The organism is Streptomyces sp. NPDC044063, assembly GCF_056434285.1.
On record NZ_JBWKFM010000002.1, the window covers coordinates 324,431 to 348,452 of the forward strand.

Below are 24,022 nucleotides of genomic sequence, written 5' to 3' on the forward strand. Positions count from 1 at the left end.
CAGCCGCTCCGCCGAGGAGGTACGCCATGGCCGTTTCGATCTCCGTGGTCCTGATGCTCCTGATCATGGCCGTGGTGTTCATGCGCAACGGAGGGCTGCGCTTCTCGCACGCGCTGGTCTGCGTCCTGCTGGGCTTCCTGCTGGCCAGTACGAGCGTCGCGCCCACCATCTCCAACGGGCTCACCGCGACCGCGCACCTGGTGAGCGGCGTGCGGCCGTGACGGCTCAGCGCCCGGTCTCGACGTCCTCCAGCACGCCCAGCGCGTCGGGCACCAGGACCGCGGCCGAGTAGTAGGCGCTCACCAGGTAGGACGAGACCGCCTGCTCGTTGATGCCCATGAAGCGCACGTTCAGGCTGGGCTGGTACTCGTCGGGGATGCCGGTCTGGTGGAGACCGACGACGCCCTGGTTGTCCTCGCCCGTACGCATCGCGATGATCGAGCTGGTGCCCGCCTCGCTGACCGGGATCTTGTTGCAGGGCAGCAGCGGGACGCCGCGCCAGGAGCGCACGGCCGTGCCGAGGACCTCGATGTTCTGCGGGTAGAGGCCGCGGCTGTTGCACTCCCGGCCGAACGCCGCGATCGTGCGCGGGTGGGCCAGCAGGAACTGCGTCTTGCGGCGCCTGGACAGCAGCTCGTCGAGGTCGTCGGGGGTGGGCGGGCCGCTGCGGGTGTGGATGCGCTGGCTGATGTCGGCGTTGTGGAGGAGGCCGAACTCGCGGTTGTTGACCATCTCGTGCTCCTGGCGCTCGCGCAGGGCCTCGATGGTCAGGCGGAGCTGCTGCTCGACCTGGTTCATGGGCTCGTTGTAGAGGTCGGCGACGCGGGTGTGCACCCGCAGCACCGTCTGGGCCACGCTGAGCTCGTACTCGCGCGGCGCGAGCTCGTAGTCGACGAAGGTGCCGGTGATGGCCGGCTCGCCGGAGTGGCCGGACGTCACGGCGATGTCCGCCTCGCCGCGCTTGTTCGCCGGGCGGACGGGCCGGGAGGCGAAGCCGGCGACATGGGCGCGCAGCGACTCGGAGCGGTCGGCCAGCTCCTGGAACGCCTGGAGGGGCAGGGCGAGGACGGTGCAGCGGGTCACCGCCCGGACGGTGAACTTCCAGGTGCCGTCGGGCTCCAGGGGCACCTGCTCGCCGAAGTAGTCGCCGTCGGCGAGGGTGCCGAGCGAGGTCTCGTCGCCGTACTCGCCGGTGCCCGTCTTGGTGAGCTTTCCGTGCGCGATCAGGAAGACGTGGTCGGCCGGCTGCCCCTCCTGCACGAGGGCGTCGCCCGCCGCGTACTCCCGCTGGACGAACGCGTCCGCCAGCGCCTCCAGCGCGTCGGTGTCGGAGAAGCCGCGCAGCAGCGGGAGTTCGCCGAGCTCCGGCGGGATGACCCGGACCTCGGAGCCCGTCGAGACGAACTCGACGCGGCCGTCGCCGACGGTGTAGGTGAGCCGCCGGTTGACCCGGTACGTGCCGGCCGACACCTGCACCCACGGCAGGACGCGCAGCAGCCAGCGCGAGGAGATCCCGCGCATCTGGGGGACGGACTTGGTGGTCGTCGCGAGCTGGCGTGCCGCGTCGGTGCCGAGGCTGAGCCGGTTCTGCGCCGGCTGCTCCGAGGTCTCCGGCTCCGCTGACGTGGTCATTGGTGGTGGTCACCCATCTGTGAGAAGGCGTGCGCTCGGTGCGCGGGGGCGGGGCGAACGACGGTGCCGGGGCGTGGCGGAGAGCCGGGCGGCGGCTGTGCCCCATGACGGGGCCCGCCCGGCTTTCTCCCCGTCAGTGCCCGATCTCGACGTTCTCGAGGATTCCGAGAGCGTCGGGCACAAGAACAGCGGCCGAATAATAGGCGCTGACCAGATAAGAGATGATGGCTTTTTCGCTGATTCCCATGAAACGGACCGAGAGGCTCGGCTGGTATTCGTCGGCGATTCCCGTGCGGTGGAGACCGACGACACCCTGGGATTCCTGCCCGGTGCGCATGAGCAGGATGGAACTGACCCCGTTCTCGCTGACCGGGATCTTGTTGCACGGGAAGAGGGGGACCCCGCGCCAGGCCGGCAGCTGGTGGCCGCCGACGTCCACGTGGTCCGGGTAGATGCCCCGGCGGTTGAACTCGCGCGCGATCGCCGCGATGGTGCGCGGGTGCGCGAGCAGGAACGACGGGTCCTTCCAGACCGTCGCCAGCAGGTCGTCCAGGTCGTCGGGGGTGGGCGGGCCGCCGCGGGTGTGGATGCGCTGGCTCAGGTCCGCGTTGTGCAGGATGCCGAACTCGCGGTTGTTGACCATCTCGTGCTCCTGGCGCTCGCGCAGGGCCTCGATGGTGAGCCGCAGCTGCTGCTCGACCTGGTTCATCGGCTCGTTGTAGAGGTCGGCGACGCGGCTGTGCACCCGCAGCACCGTCTGGGCCACGCTCAGCGGATACTCGCGGGGCGACGGCTCGTAGTCCGCGAAGACGCCGGGCAGCGCGGGCTCGCCGACGTGGCCCGAGGCGACGTCGATCGCGGACTCGCCGTGCTCGTTCCGCGGCCGGGCGGCACGGGCGCGGAAGCCCTCCACGTGGGCGCGCAGGGCCGGGGACCGCTCCAGGACGTCGTCGAACTCCTGGCGCGCCAGGGTCAGCACCGTGCAGGCGGTCACCGCGCGGACGGAGAAGTCCCAGTCGCCTCCCCGGGGCGCGGCGAGCGCCTGGTCGCCGACGTAACCGCCGCCGGCCAGCACGCCCAGCACGGCCTCGTCGCCGTACTCGCCGTCGCGGACCTTCTCGGCCTTGCCGTGCGCGATCAGCACGACCTGGTCCGCCGGTCGGCCGGCCTCCACCAGCACCTCGCCGGGCCGCAGCTCGCGCTGGACGAACCGGCTCGCCAGGCCCTCCAGCACCTCGGGGTCGGCGAAGCCGCGCAGCAGGGGCAGCTCGCCCAGCTCCGCCGGGATGACCCGCACCTCGGCGCCGGTGGTGAAGAACTCCACCTTGCCGTCGCCGAGCGTGTGCGTCAGGCGGCGGTTCACCCGGTACGTACCGCCCGGGACCTGCACCCATGGCAGCAGCCGCAGGAGCCACCGCGAGGTGATCCCCTGCATCTGCGGTACGGACTTGGTCGTGGTCGCCAGATTCCGGGCGGCCTCCGTGCCCAGACTCAGCCGGTGCGACGGATCGTCCGTGCCCGTACCGGACTCCACTGACGTCGTCATATGCGAATGCCCACCCATCCAAAACGGCTGTACCCGAAACGGCTGCGTTCGTTGTGACGGCGCGCAATACGGGAATGCCCGGGCGGCTGGCCCGGTGAATTCCCCGCGCGGTGCGCTGTCGAAGCTAGCAGCGGGAGTTCACCGGGCGCGATCACTCAAACGGATGGGATTGAAGTGTGATTGTCAGGGGCGGATAAAGACGCCGATACCGTTGGCCACAGGTCGTTCGGCGCCTCCGGACGGATGGTTGCGCACCACCGGGCTCCCGCCACCCCGGGCCGTGACCAGCGTGGAGGAGCCGCCCCCGTCGAGGTTGAACGCGTCGACGGCGCCGATCCTCCCCATCGCCCGGGCCAGTTCGGCGACCGTCAGCCCGGAGCGGTACGCCGGGCCGCCGTCCAGTGCCAGCAGATACAGCCGCCGCCCGTGCGCGGCCAGCCCGGCCGCGGTCCGCACGGCCGCCGTGGCGTGGTCCAGCCCCGCGGCCGGCCGGCCGTCGCGCAGGACCGGGAAGCCGCCCACGGCGAAGGCGAGCGCGCCGGCCCGCCGGGCCCGCAGCCGCGGGTTCACCGTCACCCGGTCGCCGACCGACAGCTTGCGCAGCTCGCGCGCCCCGTCCTCCCGGCCCACCAGGACCACCGACCCCGGGGCGATCCCGCCCCGTCCCGGCCGGTCGGCCGCCGACGCCACCCGTCCGCGCCGCACGGTCAGTTCGTACGTGTCGTCGCTGCACGGCGCGCCCCGCTCGGTGTCCGTGCCGCAGGTGGCGCGCACCCGGGAGGCACGGCCCCAGACGGGCGTGAACGCGCCGATGCCGTCCACCGGGATCGCGTACTGGTTGAAGCCGCTCAGCGGCAGCTCGTCGTCCGCGGTGCGCACCGACCCCTCCAGCATGAGCCGGTCCAGGCGGCCCACCCCGTTCCGCCCCACCGCCAGGACGTCCTCGGTGGTGGCGCCCTTCGGCAGCGCGGGCCCGAAACGCTGGCCGTCCGGCACCGCGCCCTTCAGCTCCCGGCCGCCCGCGACGGCCGGGCCCGCCGGGGCCCCCGTCGCCTCCACACCGGGGTGCTGGGTCTCGGTGATGTTGAAGAAGTCGCCGTTCACCGCGCCCACCGCGCCGCGTCCCGCGGCCAGCCGCGACACCGGCTCGCGCGCCCCGACCGCCCCCGGGTACAGCAGGTCCACCGACACGTGCCGGTCGCGCAGATCGACCGTGAGCAGATGCCCGTACGCCGGTCCGTGCGAGCCCTTCACCGAGAAGCCCCGGTACGTCACCCCGGGCCCCAGCGAGGAGGGAGCCTCCAGCCGGAGCGGGGACACCTCCTCCGTGCCGGCCCACGCCGGGCCGCCGAGCAGGGAGACCCATGCCACCAGCACCGCAGTGACCGCGCGTACGCGGCGTACACGTCTACCCATCGTCACCCCAGAGGTCCCGTCAAGTCAGCCATGACGCAAGGGCCTTATGCATGCCCACGAAGAACCCCGCGCAACGCCCGGTGAGTCGCCCCGTCACCTCTCGGCACGGACCTGTCGGACGGCCCGGCGGGCCCCGATACTCACAGACGTCGGCGCGCGCGGGAGACGGCTATTCGCGCGCCCGATCCGCCGAGTTCACCGGATCGACCCGGTCCGCCGGGTACACCCGGTCCACCGACGTCACCGATTCCGCCGAGCCTGGAGGTCCGTCGATGCCCCGTACGCGCCGAGCAGCCGTCCTCACCCTCGGAGCCGCGCTCGCGGGCGCCCTCACCGCGCCCACCGCGGCGGCCGCCGCCCCGGCCGCCGGGCGCACGCGGCCGCCGCTGCGCCGTGCCCACGCGCACAACGACTACGAACACCCCCACCCGCTCACCGACGCGCTCTCGCACGGCTTCTGCAGCGTCGAGGCCGACATCTGGCTCGTCGGGGGCCGGCTCCTCGTGGCCCACGACCCCTCCGGCCTCGACCCGGCCCGCACCCTGGAGGCCCTCTACCTCGACCCGCTCCTGCGCCGGGTCCGCGCCCATCACGGCCGTGTCCACCCCGGTCACGACGTCACCCTGCAACTGCTCATCGACATCAAGTCGGAGGGCGCGGCCACCTACCGGGCCCTCTCCCGGCACCTGCGCCCCTATCGCGAGATGCTCAGCGTCTGCGCCGGCGGGACGGTGCGGCGCGGCGCCGTCGCGGCCGTCGTCTCCGGCGACCGCGGCGCGCGCGCCCCCATGGAGGCCGAGCGGGTGCGCCACGCCTTCTACGACGGCCGGCTCGCCGACCTCGGCGGCGCCCCGGCGTCCTTCGCGCCCCTCGTCAGCGACAACTGGACCCAGAACTTCACCTGGCAGGGCGCGGGCCCCATGCCGGAACGGGAGAGATCCGCGCTCCGGCGGATCGTCGCCACCGCGCACGCGGAACGCCGGAAGGTCCGCTTCTGGGCCACCCCCGACGCGCCCGGCCCGGCGCGTACGGCGGTCTGGCGGGAGCTGCTGGACGCGGGAGTCGACTACCTCAACACGGACGACCTGGCAGGTCTGGAGGCCTTCCTCCGGGGTGACCGCTAATGGGGTGATCTCTCTCATCATCCGTCAAATCGTACGGTCGCGGGACCTTCGGCCCGGTAGCGCCACGCGGCGGCCCCGGGTGGAATGTCGCGGTCAGGCGAGGAGGCTGTAGCGGAACCGTCACCACACGGTCACGGCCCGCCGGTCGCGGGGACGCTGGCTCCATGGCCACTCCACCCGGACCGCCCCCCGGAACACCTCCCGGACCGCCGTCCGGCGGCTTCGGACCCGCGGACCCGTCCTGGTCGGCCGGACCGCCGCCCCGTGGCGGCGGCCGGCGGGCCGTACTGGCCGTCGTCACGCTGCTCGTGGTGGCCGGCCTGGCCCTGGGCGCGGTGCTCCTCGTGGGGCACCGCGGCGGCGCGGCGGGGAGCGACGCCTCGCCCGGCGCGGGGAACGCGACATCGACGTCGCCCTCCTCCGCGCCCTTCTCCCCGCCGTCCGGGATGCCGACGGCACTGCCCAGCAACCTGCCGTCGTGGTTCCCCTCCGCGCTGCCCACGACCATGCCGTCCGGCTTCCCGACGGGCCTCTTCGGGCTCTAGCCGCGGGGCCCGGCGATCGTCACGCGCTCCCGTTCCCGCTCAGCTCGCCCTCAGCTCGCCCGCAGCTCGACGAGCGCGGCCAGTTCCGCGTCGGTGAGTTCGGTCAGGTCGGTCGGGGCGGCCTCCCCGGCGGCGCCGAGCACCGCGTCCGCCAGGGCCTGTTTGCGGGCGAGCAGTGCGGCGATCCGGTCCTCGACGGTGCCCTCGGCGACGAGCCGGTGCACATGGACGGGTCTGGTCTGGCCGATACGGTACGCCCGGTCGGTCGCCTGGTTCTCGACCGCGGGGTTCCACCATCGGTCGACGTGCACGACATGCGTGGCCCGCGTCAGGTTCAGTCCCGTGCCGGCGGCCTTCAGGGACAGCAGGAGGACCGGGACCGCGCCCTCCTGGAAGCGGCGGACCATGTCCTCGCGGGCGGCCACAGGAGTGCCGCCGTGCAGGAACAGTGCCGGCACGCCGCGCGCCGCCAGGTGCCGCTCCAGGATGCGGCCCATCGCGACGTACTGGGTGAAGACGAGGACGCTCTCGCCCTCGGCGAGGACGGTGTCCAGCAGTCGGTCGAGCAGCGCGACCTTGCCCGAGCGCCGCCCGATCCCGTCCGGGGCGCGCTCCTTCAGGAACTGCGCCGGGTGGTTGCAGATCTGCTTGAGCCCCGTGAGCAGCTTGACGACCAGCCCGCGGCGCGCGAGGCCGTCCGCCCCGGCGATCTCGGCGAGCAGCTCCCGCACCACCGCCTCGTAGAGCCCCGCCTGTTCCCGGGTGAGCGCGACGCCGTGGTCCGTCTCGGTCCTGGGCGGCAGTTTGGGCGCGATGCCGGGGTCGGACTTGCGGCGGCGCAGCAGGAACGGGCGGACGAGCGCGGCGAGGCGCTCGGCCGCGACCGGGTCGGCGCCGTCCTCGACGGCCCGGGCGTGGCGCCGGTGGAAGGCGTCGAGCGGGCCCAGGAGGCCCGGGGTCGTCCAGTCGAGAACGGCCCACAGCTCCGAGAGGTTGTTCTCGACGGGGGTGCCGGTGAGCGCCACCCGCGCCCCCGAGCCGATCGTCCGCAGCGCCCTCGCGGTCGCGGAGCGCGGGTTCTTCACGTGCTGGGCCTCGTCGGCGACCACCAGCCCCCAGCCGGTCCCGGCCAGCGCGGGCGCGTCCCGCCGCAGCGTGCCGTAGGTGGTGAGGACGAACGCGTCGCCGGCGAGGCCCTCCAGGGAGCGCGCGGGGCCGTGGAAGCGGCGCACGGGGGTGCCGGGCGCGAACCGCTCGATCTCGCGCTGCCAGTTGCCCAGGAGCGAGGCCGGGCACACGACGAGCGTGGGCCCGGCCGTGCCGGGCCGGTCCCGGCGGCGCAGATGGAGGGCGATGAGGGTGACGGTCTTGCCCAGGCCCATGTCGTCGGCCAGACAGGCGCCCAGGCCGAGCGAGGTCATGCGGTCCAGCCAGTCCAGGCCCCGTAGCTGGTACGCGCGCAGGGTCGTGGCGAGCGCGGCCGGCTGGGCGAGGGGCGCGCGAACGGGGGCCGGGTCGGCGACGCGGTCCCGCAGGGCCGCCAGCCAGTCGGTGGCCTCGACCTCGACGGTCTCGTCGCCGGTGCGCGCGGCCGGGACCCGGCCGGTGAGGGCGGCGCCGAGTGCCTCGACCGGGGTGACGGTCCGCTCCCGGCGCGCCTGGGCGCGCCGCACGTCCTCGGGGTCGACGAGCGCCCATCCGTCGCGCAGCCGCACCGCGGGCCGGCGCGCCTCGGCGAGCAGGTCGAGCTCCTCACGGGTCACTTCCCGGTCGCCGACGGCGAAACGCCAGCCGAGCGCGAGCGGGGCCCCGGCGGAGAGCGGTGACGGTGGGCCGGAGCGCCGGCCGGGCGGGGTGCCGGCCGCCCCGTCCGGCGGGCCGACGACGGCGCGCGCGGTGAGCGTACGGACGAGGTGGCGCGGCCAGTGCACCTCGACGCCGGCCGCGTCCAGGGCGGCACCGGCGGCGCCGAGCAGGTCGCCGACCCCCTCGTCGTCGAGATCGACCGCGTCGGGCACGGCGGCCGGGAGCAGGGGCGAGAGCGCGGGCCAGGCGCTCGCGGCGCGGCGCAGCGCGAGGACCGCCCGCGAGCGCGCGGCCGGGCCGAACGCGCTCCCCGCCGGGGACGTGCCCGACCAGACGTCCGCCGCGTCCGCGACGAGCGCGGCGTCGCCGACGGCGTGCACCTGGAGCACGGCCCGGAAGCGCGGGGACTCGGCCCGGGGCGTGTCGCTGCCGTGGTGCGTGCGTGTGAGGTCCTCGACGCGCAGCGACAGCCGTACGCGCGTGTCGTGACCGGCGGCGGCGTCCGCCGCCGGCGTTCGGAGCAGGGGCGGTCGCCGGGGCGCGGGCGCCACGACGGCCGCGGAGCGGGGCAGACCACCCGCGACGGCGTCGAGGAAGGCCCGGACGAGCGGCTCCGGCTCGGGCGGCCGCGAGGGGCCGTCGTCCGGCCGCGGGACCGGGCGGGCGGCCGGCGGCATGGCGGCGGCCAGGTCGCGGACCCGGCGCGGGTCGCCGGGGACGGCCGGCCCGCCGCGCGCGGCGAGCTGGAGGCCCAGCACGGCCACGGTGCCCCAGAAGACGGCCGTCCCGTCGGCGCCGGCGGCGCGGGCGCGGGTGAGGACGGGCAGGGCCCGGCGTACGGGCAGCACGGAGGCGCGCACGGACACGGTGGTCGTGTCCGGCCCGTCCGGGTCGACGACGGTCAGCTCCTCGACGGAGATCTCCGTGCTGTCGTCCGCCGGTACGGGGGCCTCACCGCCGGGCAGCCAGAACGCGACGCGTCCCGTACGGGAGGGGGCGCCCGGGAGGAAGACCGCGCGGCAGGGGAGGAGCGAGGCGAGGACGGAGGCCGTCGGGGCGGGGAGTGGGGTCACGGAACCGAGCAGTCCTCACGTTCGGGCCGGCCGGGGGCGCAGCCGCCGAGGGTACAGGCCCGGCACTCCTGACGAGCGGACCCGCCCTGTGAGCCACGCCATAGGTCCCTGTGCGCGGGGAGCGGGGAGCGGGGTGCGGGCTGCGGGTGGGGGCGCGGGCCGCGGGGTGCACTCAACCCCCCGCCGCCACCGGGGGCGGGCACCCCGGGCGGTCCGGGTGGTGCCGCTATGGCCCGCGCGGGGCCCCGGTCCGTACGTTTCGTCAGGTCGGGCCGACCGCCGGAACCCGCAGCCCACACCTCTCGGAGACCCCATGCCCCAGGCCACCGCCGTACCCGTGGAAACCCGTGCGGGAAGCGACTTCGCCCCGCTCCTGCGACAGGTCCGGGCGGCCGGTCTGCTGGAGCGCGACCGGGCCCGCCACGCCCTGACCGTCGCCGTGGACCTGCTCGCCCTCGCCGCCACGGCCGTCGCGCTCCTCGCCGTCGGCGACACCTGGTGGACGCTGGCGCTCGCCCTCCCCGCGGCGGTCTTCTCCGCGCGGATCGCCTTCACCGGCCACGACAGCGGGCACGCGCAGATAGCCGGCTCCCGCCGGGGCAACCGTCTGCTCGGGCTCGTGCACGGCAATCTGCTGCTCGGCATGAGCCACGCCTGGTGGAACGACAAGCACGTCCGCCACCACGCCAACCCCAACCACGTGGACAAGGACCCCGACGTGGGCGAGGGCGTGCTGGTGTGGACCCGGCGGCAGGCCGCCCGCCGCGAGGGGTTCGGGCGGTGGCTCACCCGCCATCAGGCACGCCTGTTCTTCCCCCTCCTGCTGCTGGAGGGCATCAACCTGAAGGTCTCGGGCGTACGGGACCTCGCACGTCAGGAGCCCCGCGAGCGCCGGGTCGAGGCGCTGTTCCTGCTGCTGCACGCCGTCGGCTACACGGCCCTGCTGCTGTCCGCGCTGCCGCCCGGCAAGGCGGTCGCCTTCGCCCTGCTCCACCACGCCCTCTTCGGCCTCCACCTCGGCATGGTCTTCGCCCCCAACCACAAGGGCATGGAGATGCCCGACCCCGACGGGGAGCGCTGGGGGCACCTGCGCCGCCAGGTCGTCACGTCCCGCAACGTCCGCGGTGGAGTCGTCACCGACTGGTTCATGGGCGGGCTGAACCACCAGATCGAGCACCACCTCTTCCCCTCCATGCCCCGGCACCGCCTGCGGGCCGCCCGCCCGCTGGTGCGCGACCACTGCCGGGCGGTGGGGCTGCCGTACACCGAGACCGGACTCGTCGAGTCGTACGCGTGGGCGCTGCGCCACATGCACGACGTCGGCGCCCCGCTGCGCTCCGGGAAGGCCTAGCGGGCGTCCGGGGAGCTGCCGGTGAACGCGGGGGCGAGGGCCGCCGCCACGGCCACCCGCGGGGCGCCGGAACCGTCGGCGGGAACGGTCCACAGATCCGAGCCGTAGTTCCCGGGAAGCGAGTACAGCAGGGTGCGCGCGTCGCGCCAGACCGCCTGGTCGTCGAGGGAGCGCCGCTCGGCGGTGGGGGTCTCGCGCAGGGTGCGCAGGTCGAGCACGTACAGCCGCCAGGGCGCGTCCGGGGAGGCGTCCCGGACGCGCTTCTTGTAGGCGACGCGCGTGCCGTCCGGCGACAGGGACGGGCACTCGACGTTCTCGTGGAGGGCGGTCAGGGTGCGCGAGGCCCGGTCCCCGCGCACCAGATAGGTCTTCCCGCCCGTCGCGGCGGTGGCGTAGAAGCCGGTGGCGTCGGCGAAGGTGACGCCCCAGACGTTGAGGTCGGCGGGTGCGCGCCGCCGGCCGTCGACGAGGAAGCGGTAGCTCTCCAGATCGCGGTCGAGCCGCCCGGTGCGGACGTCGAGGACCGAGGTGCGGGTGGAGAAGGCGGTGCCCGCGTAGGAGTCGCCGCTGACGAACACGGTCCACGCGGCGGCGCGGCCGTCGGGGGAGACCCGGGCACGGGAGGGGATGCCCGCGAGGTCGTAGTGGCCGAGCTCGCGCAGGCGCGCGTCGAGGACGACGGCCCGGTAGCCGTCGCGCAGCCCGCCGCGTACCGCCCGCAGGCAGACGCCGGTCCCGGCGGCGGCGTGGAAGCGCAGACAGCGGACGCCGGAGGCGGTGCGCGGCCCGGACAGCTCGTCGCCGGGCACCGAGACGATCTCGTCGCGGTGCGGTCCCCAGGTCATGGTGCGGAACAGGGCGCGTCCGGGCGCGTCCAGGGTGACCTCGCCGCTCCGCACGGCCGGGTCGCCGGGGCGGGCGCGGTCCTTCCCGGCGTCGCGGCCGGCCGCGTGCAGCGTGGCGCCGACGGCCACGGCGGCCAGGACGACGACGGCGGTGAGCAGGATCAGTAACCGGTGCCGGTGGGCGAGGGGCGCGATGCGGTTCAACGGGCGTGCTCCGGGGGTGTGTCGGTGGGGGAGGGGCGCAGCAGCGGTGCGCTGAGGGCGGCGGAGACCAGCAGCCCGGCCGCCGCGGCGCCCAGGGCCGTGCGGTCGCCCCAGGCGGTCCACGCGGCGCCGAAGGCGATCGAGCAGACGAAGCGTGCGGTCGCCTGACCGGTCTGCACCACGGCCAGGCCGCTGCCGCGCAGGGCCCGGGGCACGGTGTCGGCGGTGGCGGCGGCCAGCACGCCGTCGGTGGCGGCGTAGAAGGCGCCGTGGAGGACGAGCACCGCGGCGGCCGGGGCGGGGGAGTCGCCGAGGGGGACGACGAGCAGGACGTACGCGGCGAGCAGCGCCAGATGGCCGCAGAGGAACATCCGCCGCCGGCCGAGGCGGTCGGCCACCGCGCCCAGTGGCACCGCCAGCAGCAGGAACGTCCCCGCGGTGCCCAGGGGCAGCAGCGGGAACCACGCCCCGGGCAGGTCGAGGCGGCGCTGGAGAGTGAGGTAGAGGAAGGAGTCGCTGACGGTGGTGAGACCGAGCAGCATCGCGCACGCGGTCAGCCGGCGGACGCCCGGGCGGCGCAGCAGCTCTCGTGACGACGGTCGCGACCCGGGCGGTTCCGGGGCGGTACGTGTCCGTCCGCCGGGTACGAACAGCAGCAGGACCAGGACGCCGAGCGCCGCCACGCAGCCGCTCACGGCGAAGACCGCGTCGTAGCCCTCCGCCGCCACCCGCAGGATGAGGAAGGCGGCCAGCGGTCCGAGCAGGGCACCGGCGGTGTCCATGGCCCGGTGGACGCCGAAGGCGCGGCCGCGGACCTCCGGCGCGCAGGCGAGCGAGATCATCGCGTCGCGCGGGGCCGTGCGCAGGCCCTTGCCCGTCCGGTCGGCGGCGAGGACGGCGCCGATCTGCGGGAGCCCGTGCGCGAGGAGGAGCAGTGGTCTGCACAGGGCCGACAGGCCGTAGCCGGCGGCCGCCACGGCCTTGTGGCCGCCGCTCCAGCGGTCGGAGAGGCGGCCGCCGAGGAGCCGCACGAGCGCGCCGACGCCGTTGTGGAGGCCGTCGAGGAGCCCGAACCCGAGGGGCGAGAGGCCCAGTCCCGTGACGAGGTACAGCGGCAGGACGGCCGTGACCATCTCGGAGGAGACGTCGGTGATCAGGCTGACGGTGCCCAGGGCGAGCACCGTGGCCGGTACGGCGGCCCGCCGGCCGGGCGCGGTGGCACGGCCGGCGGGGTGTGCGGCACGCCCGGTGGGAGGCGCGGTGCCGCGGCTGTCCGCGAGGTACACGGTCAGCCGGCCCAGACGCCGGTGATGTCCTTGGCGTCGGCGGCGTTCCCGGCGTGCGGCAGCCCGTACATCGTCTCCAGCGTGCGCAGCACGTCGTAGTGGTTGTACGTGGTGCCGGAGGTGGTGCCCGGCTTGACCGGCTGGCCGTACAGGACGGTGGGGATGCGGTTGCCGCTGAGGCGGTTGTCCTCGTCGAAGGTGATGAGGAGCAGGCTGTTGTGGGTCCTGGCCCAGTCGGCGTAGCCCTTGAGGTTGTTCTTCAGCCAGGTGTCGCCGGTGGACACGGAGCAGTCGTGCATGTCGCTGCACATGTTCGGCACGACGAAGGACACCGTGGGGAGCGTGGCGTAGTCGCGGGGGAACGCGCCGAAGGTGTGGGCGGTGGTGGTGGGGACGTTGCCGAAGCCGAACCACGGGTTGTGCTTCTGGCGGTACTGCCCGCTGTTGCAGGTGGTGGACCCCTCGGCGGGCAGCGATTCGTTGTAGCTGGCCCAGGTTCTGCCGCGGGCGAGCAACTCGGAGGCGAGGTTGGGCTCGTCGCTGAAGCCGGGCTCGACGCAGCTGTCGTCGGTGACGCCCTGGGTGTCCCCGGAGAAGAGGGCGTAGTAGTTGGGCTGGCTGGGATGGGTCTCGGCGTACGAGGCGGTCAGGCTGGCGCCGCCCGCGGCGAGGGAGTTGATGTACGGCGCGCCGGAACTGCCCATGACCTGGCCGTAGGCGTGGTTCTCGAACACCACGACCACGACGTGGTCCGGGGTGGGCACGGCCGGGGCGGCGGTCGACTCCGCGGCCCACAGACCGAGGGAGGCGGTGGCCAGTCCGAGAGCCGTTATCAGGGCCGGGGCGGGGCGGCGGCGGAGTCCGGGGCGGGGGCGGCGGGTGCTGTCGGTGAGGGCTGCGGCGGGCACGGGGTCCTCCGTGGCAGGGGGGAGTCGGTGGGGTGCGCGCGGGCATGCGATGGCAGCGTAGAGCTGGGCTAATGGCATGTACGCGTCTTGCAGATGACGGCTCGGGGAATGTCCGCCGAGGCGCGGGCGACGGCCCGTGGGGTGGCGGGGGGCGCCGTCAGGAAGGTGAGAGGGACGCCGATGCCGTGCGGGGGCGGTCCGCGCGGAAGGGTGGCGCCGGGCCCGGCGGGCTCAGGGGGTGGGCGTGGGCAGCCCCAGCAGGCCGCGCGCCACGGTCTGCGGCGACTCGTCGCGCTCCCGGGCCAGCGCGATCAGTGCCCGGCACGCCAGCTCGTTCACCCCGAAGCTGAGGGCCTCGGGGGAGACCCAGCGCGCCGCTTCGGCGCTCTTCTCGACGTCGTTCTCGGCGCACGCCGCCACGTAGACGGCCGCGGCCTCGAAGAGGTTGCGCTGCCGGGGCCGACCGGACCCGGTGTGCGCCGGCGGCCGTGGGGCGGGGGCCCGCCGCACCTCTTCGACGCGTTTGCGCAGTTTTCCGAACACGCGGATCACCTGCCCTCATGAGCGGTATTTCCTGCGGTCGCTCAAGGGGTGCCCGGTGGTGGCCGAGTTGAACCTCCGTCAAATGAAGGGGAGCCGTCCGGTGCCTTCTCCGCGCGTTTTCCGTGTCGTGTCCCGATCGTGTGCCGACTGGCGCACAGACGCGTGCCGAGGGACCTGCCGGGTTGCCGCGAGCACTGAGGTGAGCAAGGCTTGCACGGACTTACGGGGAATGGCGGAACGGGGAGGCTGGACATGGCGATCGGCAAGGAAATCGACGCGATGCTGGACGGTCTGACCGAGCGTGTCGGGGAAATACGCCACGCGTTGGTGCTGTCCGGCGACGGACTCGTGACGGGGGCGAGCGCGAGTCTGGAGAGGGCGGACGCCGAACGCCTGGCGGCCGTGGCGTCCGGACTGCACAGCCTCGCCGGTGGAACGGGCCGGCATTTCGGGGCGGGCCGGGTGCGCCGGACGATGGTCGAGTTCGAGGGCGGCGTGCTGTTCGTGACGGCGGTGGGGGACGACGGCCGGCTGTGCGTCCTCGGCGGTGCCGGGGCGGACGTCGGCCGCATCGGCTACGAGACGACGCTGCTGGCCGGCCGCATCGGCGGGGGCCCGGCGGAGGGCGGGGAGGGGAAGCCCGCGGCGAGTTATCCACAGGCCTGACGCGGTGGCGTGCCGCGCCGCTACGGTCGTCACCGACAGTGATCGACCGGAGGTGGGGAGGACGCCATGACGGTACGTCAGGAGCAGGGCCGGGGCGTTTCGGAAGATTTGATTCCGTTCATGCGGGCGGCCCGGGAACTGGAGCTCAGGCCACGCGAGCTCGAACTGGCCGTCCAGCTGGGGGAGGTGCGGACGGTCGCCGGGGGGCCGGGCGGACGGCGGCGGGTGCCGCGCGAGGAGATCGAGCGGCACCGGTCCGCCGAGGGGTTCCCCGAGGCCCTGCGCACCCGTCTGTGGGTGGTGGGCACGGCCGAGGGCGCCGAGCTGCTGGGCATCGGCCCCGCGCGCTTCGCCCGGCTCGCCCGCGGCGGCTGCTTCGCCCCGGTGCGCTTCTCCGTCAACCGCTACCGCGTCGTGGTCTGGTACTACCTGGTCTCCGAGCTCGTGGAGTTCGCCGACCACCATCCCGAGACGCTGACCGGCCGCACCCCGGCCCTGCTGAAGGCCGCCCTCGAACAGCACCCCGACCGCCGGGCCCGCGGCTGGCGCGCCCGCCGGCTCGACCAGCTCACGGCCAGGGCCCGCGACCCCTGGGAGCGGGCGGCGGTGCCCGCCGCCGTGCTCGGCCCCGCCGAGCTGGCCCGCGCGGTGCCCGACCCGGACGAACGGGCCTATGTGAGCGCGCTGCGGCCGGCGCTCGTCCCTCCCCCGCCGGAGGCGTCGGGCACCCGCGAGGTGGTCGCCGAGCTGCTGCTGGCACGGGACCGGGACGAGGTCGACTGGCACCGCCACTGCCTGATCACCGCGCTGGAACGGGCCCGCGCGACCCGGCCCGCCCCCGGGCGCGCCCGCCGGCCCGGCCCGCCACCGGTGCCCGCCTCGTCGCCACCGCTTCCCGTCGAGGCCCCGGTGACAGGGGCGGGGCCGCGGCCGGGGGCGGTGGCCCGGGCGTGGGGGCGGGTGTGGCCTGCGCGCGGGAGGGGGCGGCAGCGGTCCTCCGGTACGTGACCCGTCGGCGCCGGGGCGGCCGCGCCCTCAGTCGGTGATGCGGCGGAAGAGGCCCTCCTGCATGACGGACGCCAGCAGCTGTCCGTCCCGGTCGAAGATCAGGCCGCGGGCCAGGCCCCGGCCGCCCGTGGCGGTGGGCGACTCCTGCTGGTAGAGGAACCACTCGTCCGCCCGGAAGGGCCGGTGGAACCACATGGCGTGGTCCAGTGACGCCATGTCGAAGCCGCGCGGTCCCCACAGCGGCTCGACGGGCAGGCGCACCGCGTCCAGCAGGGTCATGTCGCTGGCGTAGGTGACCGCGCAGGTGTGCACGAGCGGGTCCTCGCCGAGCGGCCCCACCGCGCGCATCCACACCGCGCTGCGCGGCTCGGCGTCCCGCAGTTCCTCGGACGTCCAGCGCAGCCGGTCCACGTAACGGATGTCGAAGGCCAGCCGGCGCTCCATGCGCTGGAGCGCCTGGGGCAGCTCGCCCAGGCGGTCGCGGATCTCGTCGGCGAGCCGGGGCAGCTTCTCCGGCTCCGGCACGTCCGGCATCGCCACCTGATGCTCGAAACCCGGCTCGGGCCGGTGGAAGGAAGCGGTGAGAAGGAAGATGGTGCGACCCTGCTGGACGGCGACCACGCGGCGCGTGGTGAAGGACCGACCGTCCCGGACCCGCTCGACCTGGTACACGATCGGCACCCCCGGCCGGCCCGGGCGCAGGAAGTACGCGTGCAGCGAGTGCACCGGGCGGTCCCCGTCCGTGGTCCGCCCGGCCGCCACCAGCGCCTGCCCGGCCACCTGCCCGCCGAAGACCCGCTGCAACGACTCGTCCGGGCTGCGGCCCCGGAAGATGTTCAGGTCGATCCGTTCCAGGTCGAGCAGGCCCACCAGACGGTCGGCGGGACTCGTCATCGCCACTCCTCCACGGACGGGGCCCGCGCCCCGGGCCGCGCTTCGGAGGCTACAGCTGTCCGACGTCCATGACCCGTACCACCGCGCGGCCCTCCTCGTCGGACGCCGCGAGATCCACCTCGGCGGTGATGCCCCAGTCGTGGTCGCCGTTGGGGTCGGCGAACGTCTGGCGGACCCGCCACAGCCCGTCCTCCGGGCGCTCCTCGATGCGCAGCAGCTTGGGGCCACGCGCGTCCGGGCCGGTGCCGAGCTCCTTGTACTCGTCCCAGTAGGCGTCCATGGCAGCGCCCCAGCGCTCCTCGTCCCAGCCCGCCTCGGCGTCCATCTCGCCGAGCTCGGCGACCTTGTCCAGGGCGGCGAGCTCCACCCGGCGGAAGAGGGCGTTGCGCACCAGCACCCGGAAGGCCCGCGCGTTCGCGGTGACCGGCTTGACCTGGTCGGCGCGCTCCTGAGCCTCCTCGGCCGTCTCCTCCGCCGGGTTCGCCAGCTGCTCCCACTCGTCCAGGAGGCTGGAGTCGACCTGGCGCACCATCTCGCCCAGCCAGGCGATCAGGTCCTCGAAGTCGTCGGACTTCAGGTCGTCCGGCACGGTGTGGTCCAGCGCCTTGTAGGCGCTCGCCAGGTAGCGCAGCACGATGCCCTCGGTGCGCGCGAGGTCGTAGTAGGAGGTGAACTCCGTGAAGGTCATGGCGCGCTCGTACATGTCGCGGATGACCGACTTCGGCGACAGCGGGTGGTCGCCGACCCACGGGTGGCTCTTGCGGTAGACGTCGTAGGCGTGGGTCAGCAGCTCCTCCAGCGGCTTGGGGTAGCTGACGTCCATGAGCCGCTCCATGCGGTCCTCGTACTCGACGCCGTCCGCCTTCATGACCGCGACGGCCTCGCCGCGCGCCTTGTTCTGCTGGGCGGCCAGGATCTGGCGCGGGTCGTCCAGGGTGGACTCCACCACGGAGACCAGGTCCAGGGCGTAGGACGGCGACTCGGGGTCGAGGAGCTCGAAGGAGGCGAGCGCGAAGGTCGACAGCGGCTGGTTGAGCGCGAAGTCGGACTGGAGGTCGACCGTCAGCCGGACGATGCGCCCCTCCGCGTCCGGTTCCTCCAGCCGCTCCACCACGCCGCCGTCCAGCAGCGAGCGGTAGATGGCGATGGCCCGGCGGATGTGCCGCAGCTGGTTGCGGCGCGGCTCGTGGTTGTCCTCCAGCAGGCTGCGCATCGCCTCGAAGGCGTTGCCCGGCCGCGCGATGACGGCCAGCAGCATCGCGTGGGTGACCCGGAAGCGGGAGGTGAGCTGCTCGGGCTCGGAGGCGATGAGCTTCTCGAAGGTGTTCTCGCTCCAGTTGACGAAGCCCTCGGGGGCCTTCTTGCGGACCACCTTCCGGCGCTTCTTCGGGTCGTCGCCCGCCTTGGCCAGCGCCTTCTCGTTCTCGACGACGTGCTCGGGGGCCTGGGCCACCACGAAGCCGGCCGTGTCGAAGCCGGCCCGCCCGGCCCGGCCCGCGATCTGGTGGAACTCCCGGGCGCGCAGCGTCCGCACCCGCTGGCCGTCGTACTTGGTCAGGGCGGTGAAGAGCACCGTGCGGATCGGCACGTTGACGCCGACGCCCAGCGTGTCCGTACCGCAGATCACCTTCAGCAGGCCGGCCTGGGCCAGCCGCTCCACCAGCCGCCGGTACTTGGGCAGCATGCCCGCGTGGTGCACGCCGATGCCGTGACGGACGTAGCGCGACAGGTTCCGGCCGAACTTCGTGGTGAAGCGGAAATTGCCGATGAGCTTGGCGATCTCGTCCTTCTCCTCGCGCGAGCACATGTTGATGCTCATCAGCGCCTGGGCCCGCTCGACGGCGGCGGCCTGGGTGAAGTGGACGATGTAGACGGGCGCCTGGCGGGTCTGGAGGAGCTCGGTCAGCGTCTCGGTCAGCGGCGTCGCGCGGTACTCGTACGACAACGGCACGGGACGCGTCGCCGACCGCACCACCGCGGTGGGCCGCCCGGTGCGCCGGGTGAGGTCCTCCTCGAAGCGGGAGACGTCGCCGAGCGTCGCGGACATCAGGACGAACTGCGCCTGCGGGAGCTCCAGCAGCGGGATCTGCCACGCCCAGCCGCGGTCCTGCTCCGCGTAGAAGTGGAACTCGTCCATCACGACCTGGCCGATGTCGGCGTCCTTGCCGTCGCGCAGGGCGATGGAGGCGAGGACCTCGGCGGTGCAGCAGATGATCGGGGCGTCGGCGTTCACGGAGGCGTCGCCCGTGAGCATGCCGACGTTCTCGGTGCCGAAGATCTTGCACAGGTCGAAGAACTTCTCCGAGACCAGTGCCTTGATGGGCGCGGTGTAGAACGTGACCTGGTCGTTGGCGAGGGCCGTGAAGTGCGCGCCGGCGGCCACCAGGCTCTTGCCGGAGCCGGTCGGCGTCGAGAGGATCAGGTTCGCCCCGGAGACGACCTCGATCAGGGCCTCCTCCTGAGCGGGGTAGAGCGTGATGCCGCGCTCCTCGGCCCAGGTCGAGAACGCTTCGAAGAGGGCGTCGGGGTCGGCATGGCTCGGCATCTGATCGATAAGGGTCACACCCCCATACTGCCTGGCCTCCGCCCGGATCAGGGAACCGGCCGGTCGAACGATGATCATTCGGGCATTACGCTGAGTGGCCGACACGGCGTCAGGACGTCCGGACGCCGGCTGAGCAAGGGGTGGAACGACCATGATGGGACCGGCGCACTCGCTCTCGGGGGCGGCAGCCTGGCTGGGGGTGGGAGCCGCCGCGGCCGGCCTCGGGCATCCGATGCCCTGGCCCGTGGTCGTCGTCGGCGCCCTGATCTGCGCCGGCGCCGCGCTCGCCCCCGACCTTGATCACAAGTCGGCGACGATATCGCGCGCCTTCGGCCCGCTCTCCCGCATCCTGTGCGGGATCATCGACCAGCTCTCGTACGCCGTGTACAAGACGACCCGGGCCAAGGGCGACCCCCGGCGCAACGGCGGTCACCGCACCCTGACCCACACCGCCCTGTGGGCCGTGCTGATAGGGGCCGGGGCCTCGGCCCTGGCGATGACCGGGGACCGCTGGGCCGTGCTCGGCATCCTCTTCGTCCATATGGTGCTCGCCGTGGAGGGGCTGCTGTGGCGGGCGGCCCGGACCTCCAGCGACGTCCTGGTCTGGCTGCTGGGCGCGACGAGCGCCTGGATCCTCGCGGGCGTCCTGGACGAGCCGGGCAACGGCGCCACCTGGCTGTTCGACGGCCCGGGGCAGGAGTACCTGTGGCTGGGCCTGCCGATCGTGCTCGGCGCGCTGGTGCACGACATCGGGGACGCCCTGACCGTCTCCGGCTGCCCGATCCTGTGGCCGCTGCCCATCGCCCGCAAGCGGTGGTATCCGCTCGGGCCGCCCAAGGGCCTGCGGTTCCGGGCCGGCAGCCGAGTCGAGGTGAAGGTGCTCATGCCGGCGTTCATGGTGCTCGGCGGGATCAGCGGGCTCGGGGCCCTGGACGTCATCTGACCGTCCCGGGCCCCGGCCCGGCCGGCGGGGGGCGGCTACTGGTGCCAGGAGCGCCACAGTGCCGCGTACGCCCCGCCCGCCGCGACCAGTTCGTCGTGGCTGCCCAGCTCGCTGATCCGGCCGTTCTCGGCCACCACGATGACATCGGCGTCGTGCGCCGTGTGCAGCCGGTGCGCGATGGCCACGACGGTGCGGCCCTGGAGCACCTTGGCCAGCGAGCGCTCCAGATGGCGGGCGGCCCGCGGGTCCAGCAGCGACGTCGCCTCGTCCAGGACCAGCGTGTGCGGGTCCGCCAGCACCAGCCGCGCCAGCGCGACCTGCTGGGCCTGGGCCGGGGTGAGGGCGAGACCGCCCGAGCCGACCTCGGTGTCCAGCCCCTCCTCCAGCGCCCGCGCCCAGCCGTCCGCGTCCACCGCCTCCAGCGCCGACCACAGCTCCTGCTCGTCCGCGCCGGTCCGGGCGAGCAGCAGGTTGTCGCGCAGGGAGCCGACGAAGACGTGGTGCTCCTGGTTGACCAGCGCCACATGGCGGCGCACGCGTTCCGCGGGCATCCGGGACAGCTCGGCGCCGCCCAGGGTCACCGCGCCGGCGCGCGGCGCGTAGATCCCGGCCAGCAGCCGCCCGAGCGTGGACTTGCCCGCGCCCGAGGGGCCCACCAGCGCCACCCGGCTGCCCGGCCGGACGTCGAGCGACACCCCGTGCAGCACGTCGGTGCCCTCGGTGTAGCCGAAGCGCACCTTCTCGGCCCGCACCTCCCGGCCCCGCGGCCGTACGTGCTCGTCCGGGGCCCCGGCCTCGATCTCGCGGATGCCCACCAGTCGCCCCAGCGACACCTGGGCGATCTGGAGCTCGTCGTACCAGCGCAGGATCAGCCCGAGCGGCTCGACGAGCATCTGTGTGAGCAGGGCGCCCGTGGTCAGCTCGCCCACCGACAGCCAGCCGCGCAGCACGAACCAGCCGCCGAGGAGCAGGACCGCGCCGAGCAGCAGGACGTGCGTCAGGTTGATCACGGGGAAGAGCACCGAGCGCAGCCAGAGCGTGTAGTTCTCCCAAGCGGTCCACTGCGCGACCCGGCGGTCGGCGAGCTCCACCCGGCGGCGGCCCAGCCGGTGGGCCTCGATCGTCCGCCCGGCGTCCACGGTCTCGGTCACCGAGGCGGCGACCGCCGCGTATCCCGCGGCCTCCGAGCGGTAGGCGCCCGGCGCCCGGCGGAAGTACCAGCGGCAGCCGGCGATCAGCAGCGGGAGCACGAGCAGCACGCACAGCGCCAGCGGCGGCGCGGTCACCGTCAGCGCGCCCAGCAGCAGACCGGTCCACACGAAGCCGATGGCCAGCTGTGGCACGGCCTCCCGCATGGCCTCGGCCAGGCGGTCGATGTCGGTGGTGATCCGCGACAGCAGGTCGCCCGTGCCGGCCCGCTCCAGCACGCCAGGCGGCAGCGCCACGGACCGGACGAGGAAGTCCTCGCGCAGGTCCGCCAGCATCCGCTCGCCCAGCACCGCCCCGCGCAGCCGTACCGTGCGGACGAACAGCGTCTGCACGGCGAGGGCGACGGCGAACAGCGAGAGCGTCCGCCCGAGGTGGAGCTCGCGCTCGCCCGCCGAGAGGTCCTCGACCAGTCCGCCCAGCAGATACGGGCCGACCATGGAGGCCGTCACCGCGACCGCGTTCACCACCACCAGCACGGTGAAGGCCGTGCGGTGCCGGCGCAGCAGCTCGCGCACATAGCCTCGTACGGTGGCCGGTCCGCCGACCGGCAGCGTCGTCGCCGACTCCGGTGCGGCCGGGTCGTACGCCGGGGGCGTCACCCCGATCATGCCGACTCCTCGATCTGCTCCCGCTCGCCGTGCCCGGCGAGCTCGTCGTCCGTCCTTCGGGTGACGACCGCGCGGTACGCGGGGTCGGTCCGTACGAGGGCGGCGTGGGTGCCCGCCGCCGCGACGCGGCCGTCGCGCAGGAACACCACCCGGTCCGCCCGGTCCAGCAGCAGCGGGCTGGAGGAGAACACCACCGTCGTGCGCCCCCGCCGCAGGGAGCGGAGCCCGTCCGCGATCCGTGCCTCGGTGTGCGAGTCGACGGCCGAGGTGGGCTCGTCGAGCACCAGCACCTCCGGGTCGGTCACCAGCGACCGGGCCAGTGCCAGTCGCTGCCGCTGGCCGCCCGACAGCGACCGGCCGCGCTCGGTGATCCGGGCCCGGTGCGGATCGCCGCCGCAGTCCGGCGAGCCCTGGGCCAGGGACGCGAGGACGTCGTCGCACTGCGCCGCCGTCAGCGCCTCCCGGGCCGTCACCGCGCCCGAGGACGGCACGTCCAGCAGTTCGTCCAGCGTGCCCGACAGCAGCACCGGGTCCTTGTCCTGGACCAGCACCGCCGCCCGGGCGGTCTCCAGCGGCAGCTCGTCCAGCGCCACGCCGCCCAGCAGCGCGGAGGGTCCGTCCTCCCGGTCGCCCGGCGGGTGCCCGCCGAGCCGGTCGGCGAGCCGCCCCGCCGCGTCCGGGTCGCCGCACACCACGGCCGTCAGCAGCCCGGCCGGGGCCAGCAGCCCGCTCGCCGGCTCGTACAGATCGCCACCGGGCGCGGGACCGTCCTCCTTCCGCTCCGCCGCGGGCGCGCCGCGCTCCAGGGCCAGCACCCGGGCCGCGCGCTGCGCGGACGGCCGGGAGAAGGAATAGGCCATGGCGATCTCCTCGAACTGCCGCAGCGGGAAGAGCAGGAAGGTGACCACGCCGTAGACCGTGACCAGCTCGCCCACCCCGATCCGGCCGTCCTGGGCCAGCGTGATGCCGTACCAGACCACCGCGATCAGCAGCAGTCCCGGCAGGGCCACCTGCACCGCCGCGATCAGCGCCCACATCCGCGCGCTGCGCACGGCCGCCGCGCGCACCTCCTGCGAGGCCCGCCGGTAGCGGGTGAGGAACAGCTCCTCGCCACCGATGCCGCGCAGCACCCGCAGGCCGGCCACGGTGTCCGAGGCGAGCTCGGTGGCCCGGCCGGCCTTCTCCCGCTGTTCGTCGGCCCGTCGGGTGGCGTGCGGCAGCAACGGCAGGACGGCCAGGGCCAGTACGGGCACGCCGAGCGCCACCAGCCCGCCCAGCGCCGGCTCGTAGACCACCAGGCCGACACAGACCACCACCGTGGTGAACGCGGCCGCGACGAAACGCGACAGGCCCTCCACGAACCAGCCGATCTTCTCGACATCGGATGTGGACACCGCCACCACCTCGCCGGCGGCGACCCGTTGGGTCAGGGCGGCCCCCAACTCGGCGGTCCGGCGCGCCAGGAGCTGCTGGAGCCGCGCCGCGACCGTGATCCAGTTGGTCACCGACACGCGGTGGAGCATGGTGTCGCCGAGGGTGGTGAGCGCGCCGAGCAGCAGCATCAGCCCGCCGGCCATGGCCAGCCGGCCACCCGACCGGTCCACGACGGCCTGTACCGCCATGCCGACGGCCAGCGGGAACAGCGCCACCGAGGCCATGTGGAGGGTGCCCCACAGCATGGCCCTCAGCTGACCGCCGATCTGCTCGCGCCCGAGCCAGAGCAGGAGGCGCGGCCCTGACCGGACGTCCGGTCGGCCCGGGTCGGCGTACGGAAGATCGCGAATGCGCATGGGTTCCCGGCTTCGGCGAGGGGTGGGCGGGGACCGTGCCAGGCTGGCGTCACCGGCGCGCCGGGTTCAACTGGTTTTTC

The 24,022-nt window shown here is 74.2% G+C and carries 19 protein-coding genes; 7 read left to right on the forward strand and 12 right to left on the reverse strand.

Annotated elements, in window-relative coordinates; translation table 11 throughout:
- The first annotated feature begins 26 nt into the window (after positions 1–26).
- Complete coding sequence (locus AC07BS_RS05035; RefSeq protein WP_478639761.1) at positions 27–221, forward strand: hypothetical protein; 195 nt, start codon at positions 27–29, stop codon at positions 219–221.
- Positions 222–225: 4 nt separating this feature from the next.
- Here the strand turns inward: AC07BS_RS05035 and AC07BS_RS05040 are convergent, their stop codons facing one another.
- From AC07BS_RS05040 to AC07BS_RS05050, 3 genes are all read right to left on the reverse strand, one after another.
- A complete protein-coding gene (locus AC07BS_RS05040; RefSeq protein ID WP_478639760.1) occupies positions 226–1,632 on the reverse strand; it encodes a family 2B encapsulin nanocompartment shell protein in 1,407 nt (468 codons plus the stop codon).
- Between the two features lie 133 nt (positions 1,633–1,765).
- Positions 1,766–3,178, reverse strand: a complete 1,413-nt coding sequence (locus tag AC07BS_RS05045) for a family 2B encapsulin nanocompartment shell protein (RefSeq protein ID WP_478930276.1) — start codon at positions 3,176–3,178, stop codon at positions 1,766–1,768.
- Between the two features lie 183 nt (positions 3,179–3,361).
- Positions 3,362–4,594: a phosphodiester glycosidase family protein gene (locus AC07BS_RS05050; RefSeq protein ID WP_478930277.1), complete on the reverse strand. Its 1,233-nt coding sequence runs from the start codon at positions 4,592–4,594 to the stop codon at positions 3,362–3,364.
- A 272-nt stretch (positions 4,595–4,866) separates the two neighbouring features.
- On the opposite strand from AC07BS_RS05050, the gene AC07BS_RS05055 reads away from it, so the two are divergent.
- Positions 4,867–5,718 carry a phosphatidylinositol-specific phospholipase C/glycerophosphodiester phosphodiesterase family protein gene (locus AC07BS_RS05055; RefSeq protein WP_478930278.1) on the forward strand — a complete coding sequence of 284 codons (852 nt, stop codon included), beginning with the start codon at positions 4,867–4,869 and terminating at the stop codon, positions 5,716–5,718.
- Between the two features lie 164 nt (positions 5,719–5,882).
- Positions 5,883–6,263, forward strand: a complete 381-nt coding sequence (locus tag AC07BS_RS05060) for a hypothetical protein (protein ID WP_478930279.1) — start codon at positions 5,883–5,885, stop codon at positions 6,261–6,263.
- A 50-nt stretch (positions 6,264–6,313) separates the two neighbouring features.
- Here the strand turns inward: AC07BS_RS05060 and AC07BS_RS05065 are convergent, their stop codons facing one another.
- Positions 6,314–9,142 carry a DEAD/DEAH box helicase gene (locus AC07BS_RS05065; protein ID WP_478930281.1) on the reverse strand — a complete coding sequence of 943 codons (2,829 nt, stop codon included), beginning with the start codon at positions 9,140–9,142 and terminating at the stop codon, positions 6,314–6,316.
- A gap of 313 nt (positions 9,143–9,455) precedes the next feature.
- Between AC07BS_RS05065 and AC07BS_RS05070 the strand changes: the two genes are divergently transcribed.
- Positions 9,456–10,493, forward strand: a complete 1,038-nt coding sequence (locus AC07BS_RS05070; RefSeq protein ID WP_478930282.1) for a fatty acid desaturase family protein — start codon at positions 9,456–9,458, stop codon at positions 10,491–10,493.
- On the opposite strand, the gene AC07BS_RS05075 is transcribed toward AC07BS_RS05070, so the two are convergent.
- From AC07BS_RS05075 to AC07BS_RS05090, 4 genes are all read right to left on the reverse strand, one after another.
- Positions 10,490–11,542 carry a TolB-like translocation protein gene (locus tag AC07BS_RS05075; protein ID WP_478930284.1) on the reverse strand — a complete coding sequence of 351 codons (1,053 nt, stop codon included), beginning with the start codon at positions 11,540–11,542 and terminating at the stop codon, positions 10,490–10,492. The two genes, AC07BS_RS05070 and AC07BS_RS05075, sit on opposite strands and share 4 nt — an antisense overlap.
- Positions 11,539–12,828, reverse strand: coding sequence for an MFS transporter (locus tag AC07BS_RS05080; protein WP_478930286.1), 1,290 nt, complete (start codon positions 12,826–12,828; stop codon positions 11,539–11,541). The genes AC07BS_RS05075 and AC07BS_RS05080 overlap by 4 nt, the downstream gene beginning before the upstream one ends.
- 2 nt (positions 12,829–12,830) lie before the next feature.
- Positions 12,831–13,736, reverse strand: a complete 906-nt coding sequence (locus tag AC07BS_RS05085) for an alkaline phosphatase family protein (RefSeq protein ID WP_478930288.1) — start codon at positions 13,734–13,736, stop codon at positions 12,831–12,833.
- Positions 13,737–13,967: 231 nt separating this feature from the next.
- On the reverse strand, positions 13,968–14,246 hold the full coding sequence (locus tag AC07BS_RS05090) for a hypothetical protein (protein ID WP_478641059.1): 279 nt from the start codon (positions 14,244–14,246) through the stop codon (positions 13,968–13,970).
- Between the two features lie 285 nt (positions 14,247–14,531).
- Here AC07BS_RS05090 and AC07BS_RS05095 point away from each other — a divergent pair, with 285 nt between their 5' ends.
- Both AC07BS_RS05095 and AC07BS_RS05100 read left to right on the forward strand, forming a co-directional pair.
- On the forward strand, positions 14,532–14,945 hold the full coding sequence (locus tag AC07BS_RS05095; protein WP_478639740.1) for a roadblock/LC7 domain-containing protein: 414 nt from the start codon (positions 14,532–14,534) through the stop codon (positions 14,943–14,945).
- A 66-nt stretch (positions 14,946–15,011) separates the two neighbouring features.
- The gene (locus AC07BS_RS05100; protein ID WP_478930290.1) at positions 15,012–15,953 is read left to right on the forward strand and encodes a DUF6397 family protein; all 942 of its coding nucleotides are present in this window, start codon (positions 15,012–15,014) and stop codon (positions 15,951–15,953) included.
- Positions 15,954–15,980: 27 nt separating this feature from the next.
- On the opposite strand, the gene AC07BS_RS05105 is transcribed toward AC07BS_RS05100, so the two are convergent.
- Positions 15,981–16,847 carry an acyl-CoA thioesterase gene (locus tag AC07BS_RS05105; protein ID WP_478639736.1) on the reverse strand — a complete coding sequence of 289 codons (867 nt, stop codon included), beginning with the start codon at positions 16,845–16,847 and terminating at the stop codon, positions 15,981–15,983.
- 49 nt (positions 16,848–16,896) lie between these two features.
- Entirely contained in the window at positions 16,897–19,410 is a 2,514-nt protein-coding gene (locus AC07BS_RS05110) for a DEAD/DEAH box helicase (RefSeq protein WP_478930292.1), read from the reverse strand.
- A gap of 133 nt (positions 19,411–19,543) precedes the next feature.
- Here AC07BS_RS05110 and AC07BS_RS05115 point away from each other — a divergent pair, with 133 nt between their 5' ends.
- On the forward strand, positions 19,544–20,335 hold the full coding sequence (locus AC07BS_RS05115) for a metal-dependent hydrolase (RefSeq protein WP_478639732.1): 792 nt from the start codon (positions 19,544–19,546) through the stop codon (positions 20,333–20,335).
- 35 nt (positions 20,336–20,370) lie between these two features.
- Here the strand turns inward: AC07BS_RS05115 and AC07BS_RS05120 are convergent, their stop codons facing one another.
- Positions 20,371–22,152, reverse strand: a complete 1,782-nt coding sequence (locus AC07BS_RS05120; protein WP_478930294.1) for an ABC transporter ATP-binding protein — start codon at positions 22,150–22,152, stop codon at positions 20,371–20,373.
- On the reverse strand, positions 22,149–23,942 hold the full coding sequence (locus AC07BS_RS05125) for an ABC transporter transmembrane domain-containing protein (RefSeq protein WP_478930295.1): 1,794 nt from the start codon (positions 23,940–23,942) through the stop codon (positions 22,149–22,151). Before AC07BS_RS05125 ends, AC07BS_RS05120 begins: the two co-directional genes overlap by 4 nt.
- Positions 23,943–24,022 lie beyond the last annotated feature (80 nt).